Annotated in this window: 19 protein-coding genes and 1 riboswitch; of the genes, 12 read left to right on the plus strand and 7 right to left on the minus strand. The window is 64.6% G+C overall.

All coding sequences use genetic code 11. From position 1 onward, the window contains the following. Window positions 1-86 precede the first annotated feature (86 nt). The gene (locus RRX38_RS14295) at window positions 87-488 is read right to left on the minus strand and encodes an MAPEG family protein (RefSeq protein WP_295478580.1); all 402 of its coding nucleotides are present in this window, start codon (window positions 486-488) and stop codon (window positions 87-89) included. 10 nt (window positions 489-498) lie between these two features. Further along, entirely contained in the window at window positions 499-1,335 is an 837-nt protein-coding gene (locus RRX38_RS14300) for an EamA family transporter (RefSeq protein WP_295478582.1), read from the minus strand. 226 nt (window positions 1,336-1,561) lie between these two features. Here RRX38_RS14300 and RRX38_RS14305 point away from each other — a divergent pair, with 226 nt between their 5' ends. Further along, the gene (locus RRX38_RS14305) at window positions 1,562-2,818 is read left to right on the plus strand and encodes a sodium:proton antiporter (RefSeq protein ID WP_315959669.1); all 1,257 of its coding nucleotides are present in this window, start codon (window positions 1,562-1,564) and stop codon (window positions 2,816-2,818) included. 65 nt (window positions 2,819-2,883) lie between these two features. Here RRX38_RS14305 and RRX38_RS14310 read toward each other — a convergent pair whose 3' ends face one another. Next, window positions 2,884-3,291: an MAPEG family protein gene (locus RRX38_RS14310; protein ID WP_315959670.1), complete on the minus strand. Its 408-nt coding sequence runs from the start codon at window positions 3,289-3,291 to the stop codon at window positions 2,884-2,886. Between the two features lie 216 nt (window positions 3,292-3,507). Between RRX38_RS14310 and RRX38_RS14315 the strand changes: the two genes are divergently transcribed. The 6 genes from RRX38_RS14315 (at window position 3,508) to otnI (ending at window position 9,852) form a co-directional block, all read left to right on the plus strand. Further along, on the plus strand, window positions 3,508-4,326 hold the full coding sequence (locus RRX38_RS14315) for a DeoR/GlpR family DNA-binding transcription regulator (protein ID WP_315959671.1): 819 nt from the start codon (window positions 3,508-3,510) through the stop codon (window positions 4,324-4,326). Between the two features lie 240 nt (window positions 4,327-4,566). Further along, window positions 4,567-5,538 (plus strand): L-threonate dehydrogenase, encoded by a 972-nt coding sequence (ltnD, locus tag RRX38_RS14320; RefSeq protein ID WP_315962684.1) that lies wholly within the window; start codon window positions 4,567-4,569, stop codon window positions 5,536-5,538. Window positions 5,539-5,541: 3 nt separating this feature from the next. Then, window positions 5,542-6,828 (plus strand): 3-oxo-tetronate kinase, encoded by a 1,287-nt coding sequence (otnK, locus tag RRX38_RS14325; protein ID WP_315959672.1) that lies wholly within the window; start codon window positions 5,542-5,544, stop codon window positions 6,826-6,828. Then, window positions 6,828-7,466 (plus strand): aldolase, encoded by a 639-nt coding sequence (locus RRX38_RS14330; protein ID WP_295478596.1) that lies wholly within the window; start codon window positions 6,828-6,830, stop codon window positions 7,464-7,466. Before otnK ends, RRX38_RS14330 begins: the two co-directional genes overlap by 1 nt. Window positions 7,467-7,549: 83 nt before the next feature. Continuing rightward, entirely contained in the window at window positions 7,550-9,007 is a 1,458-nt protein-coding gene (locus tag RRX38_RS14335) for an SLC13 family permease (protein ID WP_315959673.1), read from the plus strand. A 65-nt stretch (window positions 9,008-9,072) separates the two neighbouring features. After that, complete coding sequence (gene otnI / locus RRX38_RS14340) at window positions 9,073-9,852, plus strand: 2-oxo-tetronate isomerase (protein ID WP_295478602.1); 780 nt, start codon at window positions 9,073-9,075, stop codon at window positions 9,850-9,852. A 223-nt stretch (window positions 9,853-10,075) separates the two neighbouring features. Here otnI and RRX38_RS14345 read toward each other — a convergent pair whose 3' ends face one another. Continuing rightward, window positions 10,076-10,477 carry an acyl-CoA thioesterase gene (locus RRX38_RS14345; RefSeq protein ID WP_295478604.1) on the minus strand — a complete coding sequence of 134 codons (402 nt, stop codon included), beginning with the start codon at window positions 10,475-10,477 and terminating at the stop codon, window positions 10,076-10,078. A gap of 148 nt (window positions 10,478-10,625) precedes the next feature. Next, window positions 10,626-10,732, plus strand: a riboswitch (S-adenosyl-L-homocysteine riboswitch). A 22-nt stretch (window positions 10,733-10,754) separates the two neighbouring features. Between RRX38_RS14345 and ahcY the strand changes: the two genes are divergently transcribed. The 3 genes from ahcY to RRX38_RS14360 all read left to right on the plus strand — a co-directional run bounded on the left by ahcY (window position 10,755) and on the right by RRX38_RS14360 (window position 15,528). Then, the gene (gene ahcY / locus RRX38_RS14350; protein WP_315959674.1) at window positions 10,755-12,164 is read left to right on the plus strand and encodes an adenosylhomocysteinase; all 1,410 of its coding nucleotides are present in this window, start codon (window positions 10,755-10,757) and stop codon (window positions 12,162-12,164) included. A 235-nt stretch (window positions 12,165-12,399) separates the two neighbouring features. Continuing rightward, window positions 12,400-13,245 carry a methylenetetrahydrofolate reductase [NAD(P)H] gene (gene metF, locus RRX38_RS14355; RefSeq protein ID WP_315959675.1) on the plus strand — a complete coding sequence of 282 codons (846 nt, stop codon included), beginning with the start codon at window positions 12,400-12,402 and terminating at the stop codon, window positions 13,243-13,245. A gap of 378 nt (window positions 13,246-13,623) precedes the next feature. Continuing rightward, window positions 13,624-15,528 (plus strand): DEAD/DEAH box helicase, encoded by a 1,905-nt coding sequence (locus tag RRX38_RS14360; protein ID WP_315959676.1) that lies wholly within the window; start codon window positions 13,624-13,626, stop codon window positions 15,526-15,528. A 47-nt stretch (window positions 15,529-15,575) separates the two neighbouring features. On the opposite strand, the gene RRX38_RS14365 is transcribed toward RRX38_RS14360, so the two are convergent. The 3 genes from RRX38_RS14365 to RRX38_RS14375 all read right to left on the minus strand — a co-directional run bounded on the left by RRX38_RS14365 (window position 15,576) and on the right by RRX38_RS14375 (window position 18,360). Then, window positions 15,576-16,154 (minus strand): YceI family protein, encoded by a 579-nt coding sequence (locus RRX38_RS14365; RefSeq protein ID WP_315959677.1) that lies wholly within the window; start codon window positions 16,152-16,154, stop codon window positions 15,576-15,578. Between the two features lie 26 nt (window positions 16,155-16,180). Beyond that, window positions 16,181-16,729, minus strand: coding sequence for a cytochrome b (locus tag RRX38_RS14370; RefSeq protein WP_295478616.1), 549 nt, complete (start codon window positions 16,727-16,729; stop codon window positions 16,181-16,183). Window positions 16,730-17,292: 563 nt separating this feature from the next. Continuing rightward, complete coding sequence (locus RRX38_RS14375) at window positions 17,293-18,360, minus strand: AraC family transcriptional regulator (protein ID WP_295478619.1); 1,068 nt, start codon at window positions 18,358-18,360, stop codon at window positions 17,293-17,295. A gap of 329 nt (window positions 18,361-18,689) precedes the next feature. Between RRX38_RS14375 and RRX38_RS14380 the strand changes: the two genes are divergently transcribed. Together RRX38_RS14380 and eat are read left to right on the plus strand one after the other, a co-directional pair. Then, entirely contained in the window at window positions 18,690-20,210 is a 1,521-nt protein-coding gene (locus RRX38_RS14380) for an aldehyde dehydrogenase family protein (RefSeq protein WP_315959678.1), read from the plus strand. Window positions 20,211-20,275: 65 nt separating this feature from the next. Next, on the plus strand, window positions 20,276-21,724 hold the full coding sequence (gene eat, locus RRX38_RS14385; protein WP_295478625.1) for an ethanolamine permease: 1,449 nt from the start codon (window positions 20,276-20,278) through the stop codon (window positions 21,722-21,724). Window positions 21,725-21,815: the final 91 nt, after the last annotated feature.

The raw sequence follows: 21,815 nt of genomic DNA on the forward strand, positions 1-21,815 counted from the left end.
GCCGCTCCTACCCGGCCTGACTGACCCGTATTGCGGCTGTTCGGTCAGACCGGGTAGGAGCTTCAGCGGTTTTGCTCACCCGGTTTTCAAGCCGCTGCCGGCGAAGCGGAGGCGACGAACAGGCCGATGATCAGGCCCAGGCCGACGATGAAGGCGATGGAGCGCAGCAGCGCCAGGTCGGCCAGGTAGAAGATGATGTACAGCAGGCGGGTGGTGATGAACAGCACCGCCAGCACGTCGATGGTCACCAGTTGGGCGTTGCCGGCAATGTGCGCGATGATCACTGCGGCGGCGAAGCCCGGCAGCACTTCGAAACTGTTCAATTGCGCCGCATGGGCGCGCCGCGGCAGGCCCTGGAGTTTTTCCAGGAAGGCCCGGGGGTCATGGTTGTGGCCGGGGCGGAATTTGCCGCTGCTGATCTTGGCGATCACCGAGCAGATCAGCGGCAGGAGGATGGCAACCAACACACACCAGAAAGCGACTGTCATAGGTCTGTCCTTATTTGAGCTTCATGACCAGCATGCCGAGCAGCACCAGGCCACAAGCTAAGAGCCGGGGCACGCCAAAAGGTTCTTTCAGGTAGCGCATGCCGAGCAGCACCACCAGCAGCACGCTCACCTCGCGCAACGCCGCTGCCTCCGCCACCGAACCCAGCTGCATGGCCCACAGCACCAAAGCGTAGCTGGCCAGCACGCACACCCCCACGCACAGCGCCAGTTTCCATTGCTGGCGGCAGAAGCCCTGCAGGGCCTGGCGCTTGTAACAGGCGCCGAGCAGCGGAAAGGGCCAGGCGCTGATCAGGGTCAGCCATACCAGGTAGTCCAACGCCGGCACGCCGAGCTTCAACGCCTGGCCGTCGATCCAGGTGTAACTGCCGATGCACAGGCCGATCAGCGCCACCACCGGCAGAATGTTCCACGGCAGACGCACCCCGCCGCCGCCCTGCCAGAGCAGGCAGGCCATGCCACAAGGAATCAGCAGAATGCCGGCAATCTGCTGGGCACTGAGCTGTTCGCCGCCGAACACCAGGGTCAGCGCCAGCACCACCAGCGGTGACAGGCCGCGCATCAAGGGGTAGACCAGCCCCAGGTCGCCGACCCGGTAGGCCTGGATCAGCAGGTAGCGGTAAGCGAGTTCGAACAGCGCCGAGGCCACCAGCCAGGGCCATACCGCTGCCGGGGGCGGGCTGACGAAACCCACGGCGAGCAACGCACAGAGCAGCGCCACGCCGTCCATCGCGGCAATCACCAGCAGGCGCTCGCCACTGAACTTCACCAGGGTGTTCCACACGGCATGCAGCACCGCCGCCAGCAGCACCAGAACTGTCGCCAACACGCCGCCTCTCCTCGCGCCAATGAGCCCGGAGCATAACCCGCAGGCCTGGCCTATCGACAGGCCAGGCCCCGCTCAAGGCGGCAAATGTGGCAAAAGATTTCCCGTTTCCTGCACTATCCCCCTCTTCCCGTGGTCAATCGTCGCCACCGGAATCGCGCGCCGCCTGCCATGCAGGCCCTGCGCATGCCTTGCCACGCTCTGATATGGAATGAATACGGAACTACGGATGCTTGAACTTGCTGCTGCTTTCATCTGCCTCACCACCCTGCTCACGTATGTGAACTACCGCTTCATCGGCCTGCCGCCGACCATCGGCGTGATGGTCACCGCACTGCTGTTCTCGCTCGGCCTGCAAGGCCTGAGCCTGATGGGCTTTCCCGGCCTGGAAGAGCACGTGCAAGAACTGATCGGCCAGATCGACTTCGGCGACCTGCTGATGAACTGGATGCTGTCGTTCCTGCTGTTCGCCGGCGCACTGCACGTCAACCTGGCGGACCTGCGCAGCTACCGCTGGCCCATCGGTTTTCTGGCGACCTTCGGCGTGCTGATTGCCACTTTCGCGATCGGCAGCCTGGCCTGGTGGGTGTTCGCGATGTTCGGCTGGCACGTCAGTTACCTGTACTGCCTGCTGTTCGGCGCACTGATTTCGCCCACCGACCCCATCGCCGTGCTGGGCGTGCTGCGTACCGCCAACGCCTCCAAGCCGCTGAAGACCACCATCGTGGGTGAGTCGCTGTTCAACGACGGCACCGCGGTAGTGGTGTTCACCGTGCTGCTGGGCATCGCCCAGCTGGGTGAAACCCCGAGCATGACCGACACCGCCATCCTGTTCGCCCATGAGGCCATTGGCGGCGTGCTGTACGGCGGGCTGATCGGCTATGTGGTGTACCTGATGATCAAGAGCATCGAGCAGTACCAGATCGAGGTGATGCTGACCCTGGCGCTGGTCATCGGCGGCTCGGCACTGGCCTCGGAGCTGCACGTTTCCGCGCCTATCGCCATGGTGGTGGCGGGGCTGATCATCGGTAACCTGGGGCGCAACCTGGCGATGAACGACATGACCCGCCGCTACATGGACGGTTTCTGGGAACTGCTCGACGACATTCTCAACTCGCTGCTGTTCACGCTGATCGGCATGGAGCTGCTGCTGTTGCCGTTCTCCTGGCAGCACCTGTCGGCCGCCGCCCTGCTGGCGCTGGTCATCGTGCTGTCGCGCTTCGTCACCGTGGCCCCAGGCATCCTGCTGCTGCGCCGCTGGCGCGAGGTGCCGCGCGGCACCATCCGCATCCTCACCTGGGGCGGCCTGCGCGGCGGTGTATCGGTGGCCCTGGCCCTGGCGCTGCCGGCCGGTCCGGAGCGCGACGTGCTGCTGAGCATCACCTACATCGTGGTGTTGCTGTCGATCCTGCTGCAGGGGCTGACCATCGGCAAACTGGTGCGCTCGGTGACCGGCCAGCCGGCCGCGCAGACCACCGAGCATTAAGCCGAGGGCTGGAGACTGGTAGGCGCGGCTTCAGCCGCGCAAGGATTCCCGGCCTGAAGCCGGTCCTACCAGGTCCAGCCAGGCGGCAGGATGGCCAGGCCGAACAGCGCGGTGATCAGTCCGAAGCCTGCCAGCCAGGCCAGCGAGCGCAATCGATGCAGGTCGGCCAGGTAGAAGGTGATGAACAGCACACGCGAAATCACATAGGCCACGGCCATGAGGTTGATGACCCCCGCCTGGACGTGGCCCGCCAGCCACGCAGCGAGTATTGCGCAAGCGAAGGCCGGGTTGGTTTCAAAGCCGTTGAGCTGGGCATTGTGCGCGCGCTTGGCCAACCCCTGCAGGTTGTCCAGAAATGCCCGAGGGTCGCGATTGTGGTGCAGGCGAAAGCACCCGCTGGCGGCTCTGGCGATGATCGCGCACAGGTACGGCAGCGTCAGCGCGATCCACACGCATGCGAAAGCGACGGTCATACCTCCGCTCCTTCCTGCTGGCTTCATGCCGCGTCGGCCAAGACCGGATGCCGGCCGATGCAATGCTCCTGAATGCCAAGTCTAGTTGCCGCTGCCGTGCGCCGAACGCGCTGGGCCAGGGGCCGGATGAACGGATTGTGTTAAAAAAATGCGGCAGCCCCCGGCACTGCACGTACACTCAGGGCTGTGTCCGGTTGCCGCTATGCAGGAGCAAGCATGTCCACCCCCGAGAAACCGCCCACCCCGGGCGGCGCCCCGATGATTCCCGACCAACGCCGCGAGCAGATGCTGCGCCAGCTGCGCAAGCACCAGGTGCTCAGCGTCCATCAGTTGATGGAAATGTTCGACTGCTCGCACATGACCATCCGTCGTGACATCGCTCTGCTGGAACAACAGGGCCGTGCGTACTCGGTCACCGGAGGGGTGCGCATCGCCAGCCAGTTGCACAGCGAGCCCAGCCACCAGTCCAAGGCGGTGGTCGAGCTGCCGCAGAAGCAGGCCATGGCACGCCTGGCCGCCAGCCTGCTGCACCCGGACATGACCGTGTACCTGGACGCCGGCACCACCACTCTGGAGATCGTCCCGCACATCACCGCGCTAACGGGCATGACCGTGGTCACCAACGACTTCGGCATCGTGCAGGCCCTGGCCGACGCCAACCATGTGGACGTCATTCACACCGGCGGGTTGCTCGACCATCCCAACATCTCCAGCGTCGGCGGCCTGGCGGCGGCGACCCTGCGCCAGCTGGCCACCGACATCGCGTTCATCTCCACCAGTTCCTGGGACCTGCAGCGCGGCACCACCACGCCCTCGGCGCTGAAGGTCGAGGTCAAGCAGGCGGCCATGCAGTCGGCCTCGCGCAGCGTGTTGATCGCCACCAGCTCCAAATACGGCACCTTCGGCATGTACAAGGTCGCCGCCCTGGAACAGTTCGACACCCTCATCACCGACGACGCCCTCACCCCCGCCGCTGCCGACAGCATTCGCCACCAGCGCATCGAACTGCTGCTGGCGACCGCCCAGGTTTCCTGATTCCCCCGCATTTCCGGCTGCCGCCTCGCTGGCAGCCGACCTGAACGTCCACTTCGCCAGCGCATTGCAGGGCCTGGGCACTTCGTTGGAGCGAGCTTGCTCGCGAAAGGATTCGCCACGCCGTGATGCCCTTCGCGAGCCAGCGCGCTCCCAGGAATGCTCTTCCGAAAGGCCCGCTCGTCGATGTGAACATTTGTTAAATTGAAAAAATACTTCACATTATTTGTTCACTGATCCACTATCGGCTTCACATTTCAGAACAATCAAGCCGTCAGCCAGCATGACGCGCGACGGCACAGACCGAGGATGACTGCAATGACTCAATCGAATGTCGGTGTGATCGGCCTGGGCGCCATGGGTCTGGGCATTGCCCGCTCCCTGCTGCGCAATGGCTTCAAGGTGCATGCCTGCGACGTGCGCAACGAGGTGGTGCAGGCATTCGCCGCCGAGGGCGGTGTGGCCTGCGCTTCGCCGGCCGAGATGGCCGCCGCCTGCGACGTGGTCATCACAGTAGTGGTCAATGCCGAGCAGACCGAAACCGTATTGTTCGGTGACAACGGTGCCGTCGCCGGCCTGCGCCCTGGCAGCCTGGTGATCGGCTGCGCCACCGTTGCCCCGACCTTCGCCGTGGAGCTGGGCCAGCGCCTGGCCGACAAGGGCCTGGCCTACCTCGATGCGCCGATCTCCGGTGGCGCCGCCAAGGCCGCCGCGGGCCAGATGACCATGATGACCTCCGGCCCTGCCGACGCCTACGCCAAGGCCGAAGCCGTGCTGGCCGGCATGGCGGGCAAGGTGTATCGCCTGGGTGACGTCCACGGCCTGGGCTCCAAGGTCAAGATCATCAACCAGCTGCTGGCCGGTGTGCACATCGCCGCCAGCGCCGAAGCCATGGCCCTGGGCCTGCGCGAAGGCGTGGATGCCGATGCCCTGTACGAAGTGATCACCAACAGCGCCGGCAACTCGTGGATGTTCGAGAACCGCGTGCCGCACATCCTCAACGCCGACTACACGCCACTGTCGGCCGTGGACATCTTCGTCAAGGACCTGGGCCTGGTGCTGGATACCGCCCGCACCAGCAAATTCCCGCTGCCGCTGTCGGCCACCGCGCACCAGATGTTCATGCAGGCCTCCAGCGCCGGTTTCGGCCGCGAGGACGACTCTGCGGTCATCAAGATCTTCCCAGGCATCGAACTGCCCAAGGCCAAGGAGTAACCCATGAGCGTGACCTCCCGCCCGCTGCTGGGCTGCATCGCCGATGACTTCACCGGCGCCACCGACCTGGCCAACATGCTGGTACGCGGCGGCATGCGCACCGTGCAGAGCATCGGCATTCCCAGCGCCGAAGTGGCCGCCGGCCTCGACGCCGATGCCATCGTCATCGCCCTGAAGTCGCGCACCACACCGGCCGCCGAAGCCGTCGAGGAATCGCTGGCCGCCATGCAGTGGCTGCGCGAGCGTGGCTGCGAGCAGATTTTCTTCAAGTACTGCTCGACCTTCGACTCCACCCCGGCCGGCAACATCGGCCAGGTCAGCGAGGCCCTGCTGGCCAAGCTGGGCGGCGACTTCAGCATCGCCTGCCCGGCATTCCCGGAGAATGGCCGCACCATCTTCCGTGGCCACCTGTTCGTGCAAGACCAATTGCTCAACGAATCGGGCATGCAGAACCACCCGCTGACGCCCATGGGCGACGCCAACCTGCTGCGCGTGCTGGATGCCCAGACCCAGGGCAAGGTCGGCCTGCTGCGCTACGACAGCGTGGCCAAGGGTGTCGACGCCGTGCGTGCGCGCATCGCCGAACTGCGTGCCGAAGGCGTGACCATGGCCATCGCCGATGCCGTGTCGGACGCCGACCTCTACACCCTGGGCGAAGCCTGCGCCGACCTGCCGCTGCTCACCGGTGGCTCGGGCCTGGCCCTGGGCCTGCCGGGCAACTTCCGCAAGGCCGGCAAGCTGCGCGACATCGACGCCGCCCAACGTATCGACATTCCTGGCGGTGAAGTGGTGTTGGCCGGCAGTGCCTCGGTGGCCACCAACGGCCAGGTCATCGCCTGGCTGGAAGCCGGTCGCCCGGCGCTGCGCATCGACCCGCTGGCCCTGGCCGCCGGCCAGCCGGTGGTCGAACAGGCCATCGCCTTCGCCCGCGATGCCGAGCAGACCGTACTGATCTACGCCACCAGCACCCCGGACGAAGTCAAGGCCGTGCAACAGAAACTCGGCGCCGAGCGTGCCGGTGCCATGGTCGAAGACGCCCTGGGGCAGATCGCCAAGGGCCTGCTGGACGCTGGCGTGCGCCGTTTCGTGGTCGCGGGTGGAGAAACCTCCGGTGCCGTGGTCCAGGCCCTGGGCGTGCAACTGCTGAAGATCGGCGCGCAGATCGACCCGGGCGTACCGGCGACGGTCAGCGACGGTGAACAACCGCTCGCCCTGGCATTGAAGTCGGGCAACTTCGGTGCCCGCGACTTCTTCGCCAAGGCCCTGAAACAGCTGGCGGGAGAAGCCTGATGAGCAATGAAAAAGCCCTGCGCGAGGAAATCTGCGATGTCGGTCGGCTGCTGTATGGCCGCGGCTACACCGTGGGCAGCGCCGGCAACATCAGCGCACGCCTGGACGACGGCTGGCTGATCACCCCCACCGACGCCTGCCTGGGTCGCATGCACCCGGACGACATCGCCAAGGTCAACTTGGCGGGCGAGTGGGTGTCGGGCAACAAACCGTCCAAGACCCTGGCCCTGCACCGCCAGGTCTATGACCGCAACCCGGAAGTCGGTGGCGTGGTGCACACCCACTCCACCCACCTGGTGGCGCTGACCCTGGCCGGCGTATGGCGTGAAGACGACATCCTGCCGCCGCTGACCCCCTACCAGGTGATGAAGGTCGGCCACATCCCGCTGATCGGCTACCAGCGCCCCGGCTCGCCCATCGTGGCCGAGCGCGTCGCGCAGCTGGCCAACAGCGTGCGTGGCGTGATGCTCGAACGCCTGGGCCCGGTGATCTGGGAAAGCTCGGTGGCCAAGGCCTGCTATGCCCTCGAAGAACTCGAGGAAACCGCCCGACTGTGGCTGATGAGCGAGCCAAAACCCGCTCCTCTGCCGGAACAGGCGCTGGAAGAACTCAACGAGGTCTTTGGCGCGAAGTGGTAATGCCAACCCCATGTCCGGGTGCCCCTGTGCGGTGCCCGGTCGGCCCCGGCGCTGCCGGAAAACAATAAAAAACGAGAATTGAAATGACGCCATTCATGTTGATGCTGATTGCCGGTGCCGGTATCGCACTGCTGCTGTTTCTGGTCCTCAAGTACAAGTTCCAGCCCTTCGTGGCGCTGATGCTGGTGAGCATCATCGTCGCCCTGGTGGCCGGGGTTAAACCCGCCGACCTGGTGGCGACCATCGAGGGCGGCATGGGCAAGACCCTTGGCCACATCGCGATCATCATTGCCCTGGGCGCGATGATCGGGCGCATCATCGAGTTGTCCGGCGGCGCCGAGGCGCTGGCCAAGACCCTCATCGAGCGCTTCGGCAACCGGCGCACGCCGCTGGCGCTGACCGTGGCCGGCTTCATGGTCGGTATTCCGGTGTTCTTCGAGGTGGGTGTGATCATCCTCATGCCGCTGGCCTACGGCGTGGCGCGCACCGCACGCAAGCCGCTGCTGATCTTCGCCCTGCCGATGTGCGCCGCGCTGCTGGCGGTGCATGCCTTCCTGCCGCCGCACCCCGGTGCCGTGGCCGCTGCCAGCCAGTTGGGCGCCGACCTGGGTCGCGTACTGCTGCTGGGCATTCCGCTGGTCGCGGTGGTGTGCATGGTCGGTTATTTCATTGCCGGGCGCATGACCCGCAAGACCTACCCGATGACCGACGACATCCGTGCCGAGGTCTACGGCCCGCACGTGACCAACGCCGACCTGGAGGCCTGGGCGCGCAACGACTACTCCACCGTGCGTGAAGTGGCCGAGAGCAAGGAATTCGGTGCCGAGGCCAACGCCAGCAGCCTGGCCAAAAGCCTGCCGGCAGCCCCTGCCCCGGGTTTCGGCCTGATCATCGCGCTTATCCTGCTGCCCATCGTGCTGATTCTGCTTGGCACCCTGGCTACCACCCTGCTGCCGGCCGGTTCCGCGCTGCGTGACGTGCTGACCGTACTGGGTGCGCCGCTGGTGGCCCTGCTGATCGACACCCTGCTGTGCGCCTGGCTGCTCGGCTCGCGCCGTGGCTGGAGCCGTTCGCAGGTCTCCGACGTGATCGGTTCGGCCCTGCCGGGCGTGGCCATGGTGATCCTCATCGCCGGCGCCGGTGGCGTGTTCGGCAAGGTGCTGGTCGACACCGGCATCGGTGCCGTGGTCTCCGAGGCGCTGCGCCACACCGGCCTGCCGGTCCTGGCCCTGGGCTTCATCCTGACCATGCTGCTGCGTGCGGTGCAGGGTTCGACCACCGTGGCGCTGGTGACCACTGCGGGTATTCTCAGCCCGCTGATCGCCACCCTCGACCTGTCGGCCAACCAGCTGGCGCTGCTGTGCCTGGCCATGGGCGGTGGCGGCCTGGCGATGTCGCACATCAACGACGCCGGCTACTGGATGTTCACCAAGCTGGCCGGCCTGAACGTCGCTGATGGCCTGCGCACCTGGACCGTGCTGGTGACTATCCTGGGTACCCTGGGCTTCGCCATGACCCTGGTCCTGTGGCCATTCGTATGAGACACGGCGAGCGCTGCGGCGCTCGCCCCGCTCACCTTCCGCTGATCTGAAAAGAGAGAGCCTCCATGCCTCGTTTCGCCGCCAACCTCAGCATGCTGTACCCGCAGCATGACTTCCTGGACCGCTTCGCCGCGGCCGCCGCCGACGGCTTTGCGGCGGTGGAGTACCTGTTTCCCTACGACTACAGCGCCCAGGAGCTGAAACAGCGCCTGAGCGACAACGGTCTGGTGCAGGCGCTGTTCAACGCCCCGCCAGGGGACTGGGCAGCCGGCGAGCGCGGCATCGCCAGCCTGCCGGGGCGCGAGGCGGAGTTCCGTGCCGGTGTGGCCAAGGCGCTGGAATACGCCCAGGTGCTGGGCAACGACCGCATCCACGTGATGGCCGGCCTGCTGCCCGATGAAGCACTGCGCGACAAGCACCAGGCGGTGTACCTGGAAAACCTCGCCTACGCCGCCGACCAGGCGCGCGGCGCGGGGGTGACGGTGCTGATCGAGCCGATCAACACCCGTGACATGCCGGGCTTCTTCCTCAACCGCCAGGACCAGGCTCAAGCCATCGTCCGCCAGGTGGGCGCCGACAACCTCAAGGTGCAGTTCGACTGCTACCACTGCCAGATCGTCGAAGGCGACCTGACCGTGAAGCTGCGTCGTGATTTCGCCGGTATCGGCCACATCCAGATCGCCGGCGTGCCGGACCGCCACGAACCGGACCTGGGCGAGCTGAACTACGCCCACCTGTTCGAGGTGATCGACGAGCTGGGCTACACCGGCTGGATCGGCTGCGAATACCGCCCCAAGGGCGACACCAGCGAAGGCCTGGAGTGGCTGCGCCGCCTCAAGGCCTGAGGGTCGCTTCGCCCCCTGAACGGCCCTGTCCGGGCTAAAACCGATTCGGCTCGGTTAAGCGCTTTGCGGTTTTAGTGGGAGCGAGCTTGCTCGCGAAAAGCTGGCAAAGTCTCTGAGTTTGCTGTGAACCTGACGCCGCCTTCGCGAGCAAGCTCGCTCCCACGGTGTAATCGAACTGCATGGCGGCTGAAACCGGAATGACCGGCTCCGCCGCCCAAAGGGCTTACTCGTCGTCCGGCTCGTCGAACTGGTCCTTGATGTAGCGAATCTCGGTACGCCCGTGTGGCGCCGGCTGGCCGTCGTCACCGAGGTTGACGAAGACCATCTTCTCTACGGTGAGAATGCTCTTGCGGGTGATCTTGTTGCGCACCTGGCAGCGCAGGGTGATGGACGTGCGACCGAACTCGGTGGCGGTGATGCCCAGCTCGATGATGTCGCCCTGGCGCGAGGCGCTGACGAAGTTGATTTCCGAAATGTACTTGGTCACCACGCGCTGGTTGCCCAGCTGGACGATGGCGTAGATCGCCGCCTCTTCGTCGATCCAGCGCAGCAGGCTGCCACCGAACAGGGTGCCGTTGGGGTTGAGGTCTTCGGGTTTTACCCATTTGCGGGTATGGAAGTTCATGGTTGCTCCTGCACGACGGCCAATGGATACGGAGCATGATGGCAGACCCGCTGGCCATCCGATAGAAAACCTTGGGCTGGCTCGCCAGCGAGGCTATACTGCCACCCGTTTTCAAACGGTCATCACCTCTTGATACCGTTCCCGCCACCCACCCGAGGGGCGCTGCAGCAGGTATTACCCCTGTCAGGCTCGGTTGGGGCGTTGTTCGCCAGCCTTGCGCGGCGAGCCTTAAACGCACAACGGCGCCCATTCATCTATATCGAATGGAGACTCTTCAATGAGCGCTGCAAGCACGCCCGCAGATTTCAACGACTACAAGGTTGCCGACTTTTCCCTGGCCGCCTGGGGCCGCCGCGAAGTCATCATCGCCGAATCGGAAATGCCGGCCCTGATGGGTCTGCGCCGCAAGTACGCCGGTGAGCAACCGCTCAAGGGCGCCAAGATCATCGGCTGCATCCACATGACCATCCAGACCGCCGTGCTCATCGAGACCCTGGTGGCCCTGGGCGCCGAAGTGCGCTGGTCGTCGTGCAACATCTTCTCCACCCAGGACCAGGCCGCTGCCGCCATCGCCGCCGCCGGCATTCCTGTGTTCGCCTGGAAAGGCGAGACCGAAGAAGAGTACGTGTGGTGCATCGAGCAGACCATCCTCAAGGATGGCCAGCCATGGGACGCCAACATGATCCTCGACGACGGTGGCGACCTGACCGAGATCCTGCACAAGAAATACCCGCAGATGCTCGAGCGCATCCACGGCGTGACCGAAGAAACCACCACCGGCGTACACCGCCTGCACGACATGCTGGCCAAGGGTGAACTGAAGATCCCGGCCATCAACGTCAACGACTCGGTCACCAAGAGCAAGAACGACAACAAGTACGGCTGCCGTCACAGCCTGAACGACGCCATCAAGCGCGGCACCGACCACCTGCTGTCGGGCAAGCAGGCCCTGGTGATCGGCTACGGCGACGTGGGCAAGGGTTCGGCCCAGTCCCTGCGTCAGGAAGGCATGATCGTCAAGGTCACCGAAGTCGACCCGATCTGCGCCATGCAAGCCTGCATGGACGGTTTCGAAGTGGTTTCGCCGTACCTCAACGGTGATAACGACGGCACCGAAGCCAGCGTCGACAAAGCGCTGCTGGGCAAGATCGACCTGATCGTGACCACCACCGGCAACGTCAACGTCTGCGACGCCAACATGCTCAAGGCCCTGAAAAAGCGCGCCGTGGTGTGCAACATCGGCCACTTCGACAACGAAATCGACACCGCCTTCATGCGCAAGAACTGGGCATGGGAAGAGGTCAAGCCGCAGGTCCACAAGATCCACCGTACCGGCGCTGGCGCGTTTGACGCACAGAACGACGACTACCTGATCCTGCTGGCCGAAGGCCGCCTGGTGAACCTGGGCAACGCCACCGGTCACCCAAGCCGCATCATGGACGGTTCGTTCGCCAACCAGGTGCTGGCGCAGATCTTCCTGTTCGAGCAGAAGTTCGCCGACCTGTCGCCTGAGCAGAAAGCCAAGCGCCTGACCGTTGAAGTACTGCCGAAGAAACTCGACGAAGAAGTGGCCCTGGAAATGGTCCGCGGCTTCGGCGGCGTGGTGACCAAGCTGACCAAGACCCAGGCCGACTACATCGGCGTGACCGTCGAAGGTCCGTTCAAGCCGGACACCTACCGCTACTAAGAGCAGTTGCAAGGGGCAAGCCGCAAGCTGCAAGCAAAAGCCTATAGGGCCGTTGCTTGTAGCCTGGGCTTGCTCACCGCCTTCTTGAAGCCCTGGTTTTGTATGAAAGTCGTCGAGCTCAGGCACTTTTCTTACAGAACCCATAACAGCCACACGCCTTGAGCCTCAGGCCCCAAGAACCGGCGCACCGCCCTCTTGAAGCTTGAAGCTTGAAGCTTGCAGCTGGAGTCCTCCGATGAGCCAGGAACGCCGCTACAGCTTCGAGTTCTTCCCCACCAAGACCGAAGCCGGCCATGAAAAGCTGTTGAACGTTGCCCACCAGCTGGCAGCCTTCAAACCCGATTTCTTCTCCTGCACCTACGGTGCCGGAGGTTCGACCCGTGACCGTACGCTCAACACCGTGTTGCAGCTGGAACGCGAGGTCAATATCCCTGCCGCTCCGCACCTGTCGTGCGTCGGCGACACCAAGGCCGAGCTGCGCGAGCTGCTGGCCCAGTACAAGGATGCCGGGGTCAAGCGCATCGTCGCCCTGCGCGGCGACCTGCCTTCGGGCATGGGCATGGCCAGCGGCGAGCTGCGCCACGCCAGCGACCTGGTGAGCTTCATCCGTGAAGAAACCGGCGCGCACTTCCACATCGAAGTGGCGGCCTACCCGGAGATGCACCCGCAGGCGCGCAACTTCGAGGACGACATCAAGCATTTCGTGCACAAGGTCAAGGCCGGTGCCGACAGCGCGATCACCCAGTACTTCTTCAGCGCCGACTGCTACTTCTACTTCCTGGAACGGGTGCAGAAGCAGGGCGTGGACATCCCGATCGTGCCGGGCATCATGCCGATCACCAACTACAGCAAGCTGGCGCGCTTCTCGGACGCCTGCGGCGCGGAAATTCCGCGCTGGATCCGCAAGCAGCTGGAGGCCTACAGCGATGACACCGCGAGCATCCAGGCGTTTGGCGAGCAGGTGGTCACCGAGATGAGCGAACGCCTGCTGCAGGGCGGCGCGCCGGGCCTGCACTTCTACACCTTGAACCAGGCAGAACCTAGCCTGGCGATCTGGAACAACCTGAAGCTGCCGCGCTGAAAATGTGCGCCCGTCGAGGTTCCGGCATGACCGTTCGGAACGTCGACGGCCTCTGGTGGCTCCAAGGCATTGCTTCGCAGCAACAGTCCTGATAAAACCGTCAGGCAGCCGGACAAGCAGTACGGAACCTGGGTTCTGATACACTCCGGCCTTCCCGCCAGGCTTACGCCCGGACGCTGGGTCTTGCAAAAGGCATCTCGATCGCGCCGATGCACTCACGAGATGGATTTCCGACCCCGCAGCACCGGACGGGATCGCGTCCCGACCATGCACCCGAACCTCGCCCGCCCCTGAGCGCGCCGGTTCTGGCAGCACGAACGCCATTCCGCCAGGCACGATCATTTCTGAGCACAAGCTCCAACCAGAACAGGATTTCCCATGTCCTTTGCCTCCCTCGGTCTCTCCGAGGCTCTAGTCCGCGCCGTCGAGGCGGCGGGCTATACCCAGCCTACTCCCGTGCAACAGCGGGCCATTCCCGCCGTGTTGCAAGGCCGCGATCTGATGGTCGCCGCCCAGACAGGTACTGGTAAGACCGGTGGTTTCGCCCTCCCGATCCTGGAGCGGCTGTTCCCCAACGGTCATCCGGACAAATCCCAGCGTCATGGCCCGCGCCAGCCGCGCGTACTGGTCCTGACCCCGACCCGCGAACTGGCGGCCCAGGTGCATGACAGCTTCAAGCTGTACGCCCGTGACCTGAAGTTCGTCAGCGCCTGCATCTTCGGCGGCGTGGGCATGAACCCGCAGGTCCAGGCGCTGGCCAAGGGCGTGGACGTGCTGGTGGCCTGCCCCGGCCGCCTGCTGGACCTCGCCGGCCAAGGCAGCGTCGACCTCTCTCACGTCGAGATCCTGGTGCTGGACGAAGCCGACCGCATGCTCGACATGGGCTTCGTGCATGACGTCAAGAAGGTCCTCGCCCGCCTGCCGGCCAAGCGCCAGAACCTGCTGTTCTCGGCGACCTTCTCCAACGACATCGTCGCCCTGGCCGGCAAGCTGCTGCATGACCCGGAGCGTATCGAGGTCACCCCACCGAACACCACGGTCGAGCGTATCGAGCAGCGCGTGTTCCGCCTGCCCGCCAGCCACAAGCGCGCCCTGCTGGCACACCTGATCACCCAGGGTGCCTGGGAACAGGTGCTGGTGTTCACCCGCACCAAGCACGGTGCCAACCGCCTGGCCGAATACCTCACCAAGCAGGGCCTGAGCGCCGTGCCGATCCACGGCAACAAGAGCCAGAACGCCCGCACCAAGGCCCTGGCCGACTTCAAGGCCGGCGACGTGCGCATCATGGTCGCCACCGACATCGCCGCCCGCGGCCTGGACATCGACCAGTTGCCCCACGTGGTCAACTTCGAGCTGCCCAACGTCGATGAAGACTACGTGCACCGCATCGGCCGTACCGGCCGTGCCGGCCGCACGGGCGAGGCGATCTCGCTGGTCGCCCCCGACGAAGAGAAGCTGCTCAAGAGCATCGAGCGCATGACCAAGCAGAAGATCCCCGACGGGGACCTGCAGGGCTTCGACATCAACGCCGTAGAAGCCGAGAAGCCGGAAGTGCGTGAACCACGCCAGCCGCGCAACCCGCGCAACGCCCGTGGCGAAGGCGGCGAAAAGGCAGAGAAAGGCAGCGGTGGCCGCCGCGACAAGGGCAAGGACAAGGGCCAGGCCAAAGACAAGCCCAAGGAGAAGGACAAGCAGGCCGCCGCCGAGCGTCCGGCGCGCAAGCAACGCGAGAAGAAGCCCCGCGAGGGCACCGGTCGCGAGCCGCAGCCACAGCAAGCCCGCGCCAGCATTCCACGCCCGCCAGCCGACCGTGATCCGGAAGAGTTCCTGGACGACGATATCGACAACTTCGGCAACCGCGCCGACTACGTCAGCCCCTACCAGAACAAGCAAGGCCAGCGTGGCCGTCGCAACGGTGGCCAGGGTGCTGCTGGCAATGGGGGCGCCCGCCCACAAGGCCAGGGTCAGCCACGCAGCAATGGCGGCGCCCCGCGCAACGCCAACGCTGGCCAGGGCCAGCAGGGCAAGCGCAGCAGCAACGGTGCCGCACGTTCCGGCGCTGCAGGCCGCAACGGTCAGCCACGGGGTGACCGCCGCGCCATGCGTGAAGAGCCTGCGGTGCGTGCGCCTGAGCGTCAGGCACCGCCGCAGCCGAAGATCATGCACAAGGAGTCGAAGATCGATCGCTTCCCGTCTGCGGAAATGCTCGATCAGTTGCCCAGCCGGCCCCGGGGTGAAAAACCCGCCCTGCTGACCCGCAACCGCGACGGCCAGGAGGCCTGAAACGAAAACGCCGACCACTAGGGTCGGCGTTTTTGTATCTGCAACGCTTACTTCTTCTGGACGCCTTCGAAGCTGATGTCCAGGTCCAGGGTCTGGGAAGTCGGGCCTGGGCCTTTGATGCCGAAGTCGTTCAGGTTGAGGGTGGTGGTGCCGTTGAAGCCGGCACGGTAGCCGCCCCATGGGTCCTTGCCTTCGCCGTTGAAGGTGGCCTTGATGACCACCGGCTTGGTGACGCCGTGCAGGGTCAGGTCGCCGGTCACGTCAGCGGTTTTCTCGCCGGTGGACTTCACGCTGGTGGAGACGAACTTGGCATCCGGATACTTGGAAGCGTCCAGGAAGTCCTTGCTCATGATGTGCTTGTCACGCTCGGCGTGGTTGGTGAACAGACTGTTGGTCTTCAGGTCGACCGAGATCTTGCTCGCTTCCGGCTTGGCGGCATCGAAGCTGAACTCACCACCCCAGTCCTTGAAAGTACCGTAGATGAAGCTGTAGCCCAGGTGGCTGATCTTGAAGTCGATGAAGGCGTGCTGATTTTCTTTGTCGATCACGTAGTCGGCAGCCATGGCCTGGCCAGCGGTGAACAGTGCAGTACCCAGGGCCAGAGCGGCGAGAGACTTCTTCAACATGCTTTATTCCCTTTTTGGTTGAGCTATCAATTACGACCCAGCATGCGCTTGAGGGTCACGTCACGATCGATGAAATGGTGTTTCAGAGCAGCCAGACCATGGAGCACCGCGAAGATCACGATGGCCCAGGCCAGATAGAGGTGGATCTGCCCGGCCAGCTCCGCCTGCTGCGGCAAGCCACTGACCAGCGCCGGAACCTCGAACAGACCGAATACCGGAATGCCCACGCCATCGGCGGTGGAGATCAGGTAACCGGCGGTCATGACCGCGAACAGCCCGACATACAGAAACAGGTGGCCGAAGGCCGCACCGATACGGGTCAACTGACTGTAGCTGGCCAGCGGCGGTGGTGGCGGGCTGACGAAGCGCCAGATGACCCGCACCAGCATCGCGGCGAACAGCACCAGGCCGATGCTCTTGTGCAGATCGGGCCCGGCCTTGCGCCAGCTGTCGTAGTAATCCAGCCCCACCATCCACAGCCCCAGGCCGAACAGGCCAAAGACCGTGAGCGCCACACCCCAGTGCAGCACTCTGCTGACCAGACCGTACCGAGAAGCTGAATTACGTAGCTGCATCGCCATATACCCTGTAAGACGTGTGATCAGACTAGCGGTTTACCTATCGAAAAAAAGCACAAAAAATTGCTTTGAAATATCGAAAGGTTCGATTGGTATGCCTTGTGAAGCATCGTGCGCTTCAGACCGAAACGACCTGAAACGGTTCGGCAACGCCCGTAACGACGGGCAAGGCAAGCATCTGCGATTGATTGGCGATTGAGAAATGAAGCCAGGACAACCGGCTGTCGACTGGCGATGAACGGTCGAAATGCCGGCAAGGCAGGCGAGTTCCCGAAGCAGCTTTTGGAAACTCGGGTGTAGACCTGCACCGGCAGGGCGGCTTACTCCACGAAAGGACATCCCGGCCAAAGCCAATACGGGTCAGTTAAGAGCTCTTGGGCTTTTGTGGGAGCGAGCTTGCTCGCGAACAGGTCAGCAAACCCAATGCATCTGCTGTGAACGTGACGCAGCTATCGCGAGCAAGCTCGCTCCCTCAAAGCCACAAAACCACAAAGCCACAAAGCCACAAAGCGCTTAATCGAACTGTATGGCGGCCAACGCCGGTCCTTGGAAGCCCGCAATCAGCCCTCGCGCCGCCATTGCCGGGGGCTGACGCCGAACCAGCGGCGGAAGGCGCGGGAGAAGGCGCTGGTTTCCGAGTAGCCCAGCAGCGGCGCCAGGTCGGAAATCGGCAACTGGTGCTGGCGCAGGTAATGGGTGGCCAGCTCGCGGCGCAACTGGTCCACCACCATGGAAAAGCTCAGGTTCTGCTCGCGCAGGCGCCGCTGCAGCGACCAACTGGTCATGCCCATCTGCGCCGCAACGTCCTCCAGCACCGGCTCGCCGATCAGCAACTGCTGGCGTACCCGCTCGCGCACGTCATCGGTGATCGGCAGCTCGCCACGACCACTGAGGCGGCTCAGCTGGCTCAGCGAGTCCTGCATCACCAGCAGCAACACCGGGTCGCCCTGGGGCATGGCGCGTTGCAGGCCACGCTTGGGAATCAGCAGCGAATTGAACGGCTGCTCGAAATACACCGGTGCGTCGAAGACTTTGCAGTGCTCATGCCAGTGCTCCGGCCGCGGGTGCTCGAAATGCACCGCACGCGGCGCCCACTGGCTGCCCAGGCCATGGCGCACCAGGTTCAGCGCCATGCCCAGGGTCAGCTCGGCATCCTGGCGTCGGCACAGAATTGCCCCGTGCCGTACCTGGTAGTCGAAGCGGTAGCACTCGCCGTCGTCGACCAGGCGGATCAGGCTATTGCGCTGGTGCAGCGGAAAGGCCCGGGCGAAGTTGATCAGTGCCTGTTCCACGGTCGCCGAACACAGCCCGATGTAGCCCAGCAGGCCCAGCGCCTGCGGCTTGAACTGCTGGCCATAGTACAGGCCGAAGTTGTCGCAACCCGACTGGCGCGAGGCCTCTTCCAGCACCTGGCAATAATTGGGCAGGGCCAGGCTGAGGGTCGGGTGGCCGAGCGCCTCCGGGTCGATGCCCGACATGCCGAGGATGCGGTCCGGGTCGCCGCCGTGCTTTTCGATGAAGCTGCACAGGCCGCTGGCCGCTGCCGCCAGCACACCGGCGTTGCCCTGGGCGCCGCCCATCAAGTGCAGCCCTCCTGGGCCGTCGGGCTGGGTGAGAAGCGATCTCATCGTGGCCTCCTTCGAAACAATTTATTTCAGAAAGCAAGAAACACGCCCGTCAGCCCCAGCGCCTCTGGACCGGAGCCCGCGCTGCTGCCCATCCATACTTGACGTCCGAAAACGCCCCAAAACGGGTCATATGGAAACACCTGCACCCCGCTCGGGCAGCGTTCTTGACCTTGTGCGACACCCGGCGTGCCCTGCGCTGAAACTTGACCGCAGACGACAGCCACTGCGCGGTGCGGTCAAGTCGAGCGCATGAAAGCCGCTCATAGTTCAGGCCAGGCTGTCATTCACCCGTTGGAACAACAACAAGAAACCGCTCGGAGAGAATTCCCATGATCTATGCCAAACCCGGTACACCTGGCGCCGTTCTGACCCTCAAGACCCGCTACGCCAACTACATTGGCGGTGAATTCGTCGCCCCCGTGGCCGGCCAGTATTTCGTCAACACCAGCCCGGTGGATGGCTCGCTGATCGGTGAATTCCCCCGCTCCGACCGTGCCGACATCGACAAGGCCCTGGATGCCGCGCATGCCGCCGCCGAAGCCTGGGGCAAGACCTCGGTGCAGGAGCGCTCGCGCATCCTGCTGAAGATCGCCGACCGTATCGAAGCCAACCTTGAGCAACTGGCAGTGGCCGAGACCTGGGACAACGGCAAGGCCGTGCGCGAGACCCTGAACGCCGACGTGCCGCTGGCCGCCGACCACTTCCGCTACTTCGCCGGCTGCATCCGCGCCCAGGAAGGCAGCAGCGCGGAAATCGACGAACACACCGCCGCCTACCATTTCCACGAGCCGCTGGGCGTGGTCGGACAGATCATCCCGTGGAACTTCCCGCTGCTGATGGCGGCCTGGAAACTCGCCCCGGCGCTGGCCGCCGGCAACGCCATCGTGCTCAAGCCTGCCGAGCAGACCCCGCTGTCGATCAGCCTGTTCGTCGAGCTGATCGGCGACCTGCTGCCCCCTGGCGTGCTGAACATCGTCCAAGGCTATGGCCGCGAGGCCGGCGAAGCGCTGGCCACCAGCACGCGCATCGCCAAGATCGCTTTCACCGGCTCCACCCCAGTGGGTTCGCACATCATGAAGTGCGCCGCCGAGAACATCATTCCGAGCACCGTGGAGCTGGGCGGCAAGAGCCCGAACATCTTCTTCGAAGACATCATGAACGCCGAACCGGCGTTCATCGAAAAGGCCGCCGAAGGCCTGGTGCTGGCGTTCTTCAACCAGGGCGAGGTGTGCACCTGCCCCTCGCGGGCGCTGGTGCAGGAGTCGATCTTCGAACCGTTCATGGTCGAGGTGATGAAGAAAATCCGCGCCATCAAGCGCGGCAACCCGCTGGACACCGACACCATGGTCGGCGCCCAGGCTTCGCAGCAGCAGTACGACAAAATCCTGTCCTATCTGGACATCGCCCAGCAGGAAGGCGCCGAATTGCTCACCGGCGGCAAGGTCGAGGCGCTGCAGGGCGACCTCGCCAGCGGCTATTACATCCAGCCGACGCTGCTCAAGGGCCACAACAAGATGCGCGTGTTCCAGGAGGAAATCTTCGGCCCGGTGGTCGGCGTGACCACCTTCAAGGACGAGGCCGAAGCCCTGGCGATTGCCAACGACACCGAGTTCGGCCTGGGCGCCGGCGTGTGGACCCGCGACATCAACCGCGCATACCGCATGGGCCGGGGCATCAAGGCCGGCCGCGTGTGGACCAACTGCTACCACCTGTACCCGGCGCATGCTGCCTTTGGCGGCTATAAGAAGTCCGGGGTCGGGCGTGAAACCCACAAGATGATGCTCGACCACTACCAGCAGACCAAGAACCTGCTGATCAGCTACGACGTCAACCCATTGGGGTTCTTTTGATCTGCCATTCGCCCAACACCACCACGCCCCGCCGCCCGGCGGCGGGCGCTTGAAGGAGACCTGACATGTCCAAAGAAACCCTTGCCACACCGCCCTCGCAAGGCGGTGTGGAAACCGAGGCCGTGAGCGCCGACTACTTCGCCAGCCGCCAGCTCAAGCAGGGCGCCGCCGGCTGGGTACTGCTGATCGGCCTGGGCGTCGCCTACGTGATTTCCGGTGACTACGCCGGCTGGAACTTCGGCCTGGCCCAAGGGGGCTGGGGCGGCATGTTCATCGCCACCCTGCTGATGGCGACCATGTACCTGTGCATGTGCTTCTCGCTGGCCGAGCTGTCGTCGATGATCCCCACCGCCGGTGGCGGCTACGGCTTCACCCGCACGGCCTTCGGCCCTTGGGGCGGCTTTCTGACCGGCACGGCGATCCTCATCGAGTACGCCATCGCCCCGGCAGCCATCGCCTGCTTCATCGGTGCCTACTGCGAGTCGCTGTTCGGTATCGGCGGCTGGGTGATCTACCTGGTGTTCTACGTGGTGTTCATCGGCATCCACATTCTTGGCGCCGGCGAAGCACTGAAGCTGATGTTCGCCATTACCGCCGTGGCCGCCATCGCCCTGGCCGTGTACATCCTGTCGATGGCGCCACACTTCCAGGTCAGCAACCTGTTCGACATCCCGGCCACCGAGGCCAAGGGCGCCAGCAGCTTCCTGCCATTCGGCTACATGGGCATCTGGGCCGCGCTGCCCTACGCCATCTGGTTCTTCCTGGCCGTCGAAGGCGTGCCGCTGGCCGCCGAAGAAACCAAGAACCCGCAGCGTGACCTGCCACGCGGCCTGATCGGCGCCATGCTGGTGCTGCTGGCCTTCGCCGGGCTGATCCTGCTGGTCGGCCCTGGCGCCGCCGGTGCCCAGGCGCTGGTGGCTTCCGGCAACCCGCTGGTGGAGTCGCTGGTCAAGGTCTATGGCGGTTCCACCTGGATGAGCCAGTTCGTCAACCTGGTCGGCCTGGCCGGCCTGATCGCCAGCTTCTTCTCGATCATCTACGCCTACTCGCGGCAGATCTTCGCCCTGTCGCGGGCCGGCTACCTGCCGCGCGGCCTGTCGCTGACCAACCGCAACAAGGCGCCGGTAATGGCCCTGGTGGTGCCTGGCATCATCGGCTTCGGCCTGTCGCTGACCGGCCAGGGCGACCTGCTGATCCTGGTGGCGGTGTTCGGCGCCACACTGTCCTACGTGATGATGATGGCCGCGCACATCACCCTGCGCGTACGCCGCCCGGACATGCCCCGCCCGTACAAGACCCCTGGCGGCGTGCTGACTTCGTCGGTAGCCCTGGTGCTGGCCGCCGTGGCGTTGGTCGCAGGCTTCCTGGTCGACCCACGGGTCGTGATCGGGGCGGCGGTGATCTACGCTCTGTTGATCGCCTACTTCGCGCTGTACAGCCGGCATCACCTGGTTTCCGGTACGCCGGAAGAAGAGTTCGCGGCCATCCAGGCTGCCGAGCAATCGTTGCGCTGATCGCCAGGCGCCCACGCAGGCAATGGGCACCTCTGCGAACGCCAGCACTGGCAGGCGGTCGTTTAAATGAGGTGCCCAGTGGCCGTGACAG

Origin of the sequence: Pseudomonas sp. DTU_2021_1001937_2_SI_NGA_ILE_001, assembly GCF_032463525.1 — a bacterium.
GTDB lineage: Bacteria > Pseudomonadota > Gammaproteobacteria > Pseudomonadales > Pseudomonadaceae > Aquipseudomonas.